Below are 3599 nucleotides of genomic sequence, written 5' to 3' on the forward strand. Positions count from 1 at the left end.
AGGCTTTTACGAGATCGGCAGCTATGACGGGCTGATCAAGAAGTACGACAGACCATTCTCGAAGGACAACCAGGACGCGCTGTCGCCGTCGGATTATCTGTTCACCTATTTCAAGGGCGACGAGATCCTGCCGCTGGTAAACTGACGGCGAAGCCATCATCCCGGGATGCCCGCGGCGCCGTCAGGCGTCGTGGGCAGACCCGGGATCCCGACATGTTTTGAACATCTCCAGATTCCGGGTTCGCTCGAGCTGCGCTCTCGCGCCCCGGAACGACAGTATACCCTTTCCAAGGACCTCCCATGCTCGCATCCGCCATCATTTCCGGCATCGGCCTGGGCTCCATGTACGGACTGATCGCGCTCGGCTTTCACATCACTTACGTCGTCTCCAGCACCGTGAATTTCGCGCAGGGCTCGGCGATGATGCTGGGCGCGGTGCTCGGCTATACGTTTGGCATCAGATATGGCTGGCCGATGCCGCTGGCGGTGATCGCGGCGCTCGCGGTCTGCGCGCTGTTCGGTCTGGTGGTCGAGCGCTGTCTGGTGCGCCCCTTCGTGGCCAAGGGCTCCAATGCCTGGCTGATGGCCACCGTCGCCGCCGGCATCGTGCTCGACAATGCCGTGATGTTCACCTTCGGCAAGGAGCCGCGCGGCTTTCCCTCGGCGCTGGCCAGCGCGCCGATCAAGATCTTTGGCGCCGGCGTCTATCCGCTGCAGCTGATCATTCCGCTGGTCGGCCTCGGCATCGCCGGGGTCATGCACCTGGTGCTGCATCACACCCGCCGCGGCAAGACGCTGCTGGCGGTGGTGCAGAACCCCGACGCGGCCCGGCTGATGGGCATCAACGTGCACCGCACGGTGGCGATCTCCTTCGCGCTGTCGACCGCGCTGGCGGGTCTTGCCGGCATCCTGATCGCGCCTCTGTTCAGCGTCTCGTCGGAAATGGGCACTTTGTTCGGCATCAAGGCCTTCGCGGTGGCGATCCTCGGCGGCATGGGCTCGGCCTGGGGCGTGGTGATCGCCGGGCTCGCTTATGGCCTGATCGAGGCGCTGGTCACCTCCTATCTCGGCTCGGTCTATACCCAGATCGTGGTGTTCTCGATTGTCATCGCAGCCCTCGCCTGGATGCCCAACGGGTTGTTCGGTCGTGCCGCGATCAACAAGGTCTGACGATGAAGCGCTTTTCGCTATGGGATTATGCGATGCCGCTGGCGGTGCTGGTGCTGACCGGCGCCGCGTTGCTGTACGCCGCCAGGGCCGAGGGCTATGTGCCGTTCGTGCTGGCGATGGTGGCGCTGACCGCGATCGTCGGCGTCGGCCTCAATATCCTGGTCGGCCTTACCGGCCAGATCTCGCTCGGCCATGTCGGCTTCTATGCCATCGGCGCCTATACGGTGGCGATCCTGACGCTGAAGGGTTTCAGCTTCTGGCTCGCGCTGCCGCTCGCCGGTCTGATCTCCGGCGCCATCGGGCTGTTGCTGTCGCTGCCGGCGCTGCGCGTCAGCGGGCCCTATCTGGCGATGGTCACCATCGCCTTTGCCTTCATCGTGCAGCATCTGTCGATCGAGTGGCGCGGCGTCACCGGCGGCTCCAACGGGCTGATGGGCCTGCCGTCGCCGATGCTGGGCTCCGTGATGTTCGCCGAGCGCGAGATCGCGCTGCTGGCGATTTCCATCGCCGGAGCGTCGACCTATCTGTTCTATCGTCTGGCGCGATCGGCCTGGGGAAAGGCGATGGTCGCGGTGCGCGACGCCGAGGTGGCGGCGCGCTCGATCGGTCTCAATCCGGTCACCGTCAAGGCCGCGGCGTTCATGCTGTCGGCGGTATTCGCCGGCCTCGCCGGCGGCATCTTCGCGTCCCTGCTGGCGTTCGTTTCGCCGGATTCGTTTCCGTTCTCGCAATCGATCCTGTTCCTGTTCGCCTGCATCGTCGGCGGCGCCGGCTGGGTGCTCGGCCCCGCGGTCGGCGCGGTGATCACCGTGGTGTTGCCGGAGCTGCTCTCCCAGCTCGCCGAATACCGGCTGCTGTTCTTCGGCGCGCTGCTGCTGGTGGTGCTGTGGCTGGCACCGGAAGGCGTGCTCGGCACAATGGCGCGGCTGTTCCGCCGCGCCAATCCGCGCGCCGCCGAACCGGGCGGAATCGACGTCGCGGCGTTTCTGACTTCCGGCAATGATCGCGCGGCGCTGGAAGTGCGCGACATCGGCATCAGCTTCGGTGGCATCAAGGCGGCATCGAATGTGTCCTTCAGCGCCGCGCAGGGCCGGGTGACCAGCGTGATCGGCCCGAACGGCGCCGGCAAGACCACCGTGCTCAACATGATCGGTGGCTTCTACCGGCCGGACAGCGGCAGCATTCGCCTCGGCGCCGAGCAACTTGCCGGCGCGCCGGCGTGGCAGGTGGCGCGCGCCGGCATCGGCCGCACCTACCAGACCACCAAACTGTTCGAGACCATGAGCGTGCTCGACAATGTGCTGATCGCGATGCGACGCGGCCAGCTCGGCTCGATGCTGTCGGCCGCCGCCACGTCGAGCGACGAGGACGCCGCCGAGGCGCTGATCGCCTTTGTCGGCTACAAGGGGGCACTCGCCGCCACCGCCGGCGACCTGCCGCATGTCGACCGCCGGCTGGTCGAGATCGCTCGCGCGCTGGCGATGCGGCCGCGGGTGCTGCTGCTCGACGAGCCCGCCGCCGGGCTGATGGCCTCCGACAAGGAAGCGCTGAGCGGATTGCTGCGCCGGATCGCCGATGTCGGCATCGCCGTGATCCTGGTCGAGCATGACATGCGGCTGGTGATGGGCATTTCCGACCACATCGTGGTGCTCGACGCCGGCCGTCCGATCGCCGCCGGCACGCCGAACCAGATCCGCCACGATCCGAAAGTGCTGGCCGCCTATCTCGGCGCCGCCGGCATGCAGGCCCGCGCGCGCATTTCGCCATGGGCCGGATCGCAGGATGCCGTGCTCACCGCGATCGATCTGTCCGCCGGCTATGGCGCGGCACCGGTGCTGCGGAAACTCAATTTCGAGGTCAAGCCCGGCGAGATGGTGGCGCTGATCGGCGCCAATGGCGCCGGCAAGTCGACCATGATGCGCGCGGTGGCTGGATTGCTGCGGCCGGTGGAAGGCGACGTCATTCTCGATGATGTCCGGATCGAGCGCCACGAGGCGCATCGCATCGCCGCGCGCGGCCTCGCGCTGGTGCCGGAAGGCCGCCAGGTGTTTCCGGAGATGACCGTGTGGGACAATCTCGAGCTCGGCGCCAACACCCGCAAGGACGTCGACTACGCCACCGAGATCGAGGCGCTGCTGAAGCGCTTCCCGCGGCTGCGCGATCGGCTTGGCAGCCGGGCCGGGCTGCTGAGTGGCGGCGAGCAGCAGATGCTGGCGATTGCCCGTGGCATGATGGCGAAGCCGCGCATCCTGTTGCTCGACGAGCCGTCGCTGGGGCTGGCACCGGCGATGATCCAGGAATTGTTCGACGTGCTCGCCGACCTCCGCGACGAGGGCATCACGATTCTGCTGGTCGACCAGATGGCGGTGCTGGCGCTCGCCGTCGCCGATCGCGGCTATGTCATCGACTCCGGAAAAATCGTCCGCGAG

The 3599-nt window shown here is 66.9% G+C and carries 2 protein-coding genes; both read left to right on the top strand.

Going from position 1 to position 3599, the window contains the following annotated elements:
* Window positions 1-300 precede the first annotated feature (300 nt).
* Entirely contained in the window at window positions 301-1170 is an 870-nt protein-coding gene (locus Q0S16_RS13500) for a branched-chain amino acid ABC transporter permease (protein ID WP_295849035.1), read from the top strand.
* Window positions 1171-1172: 2 nt separating this feature from the next.
* A partial coding sequence (locus Q0S16_RS13505) for a branched-chain amino acid ABC transporter ATP-binding protein/permease (RefSeq protein ID WP_295849039.1) occupies window positions 1173-3599 on the top strand: 2427 nt, incomplete at its 3' end.

Source organism: Tardiphaga sp. (genome assembly GCF_025356345.1).
Lineage (GTDB): Bacteria > Pseudomonadota > Alphaproteobacteria > Rhizobiales > Xanthobacteraceae > Tardiphaga.

What these genes read in the sequence shown, in the direction of transcription:
- Q0S16_RS13500 (WP_295849035.1), top strand. Translation starts at nt 301, where the DNA reads ATGCTCGCATCCGCCATCATTTCCGGCATCGGCCTGGGCTCCATGTAC.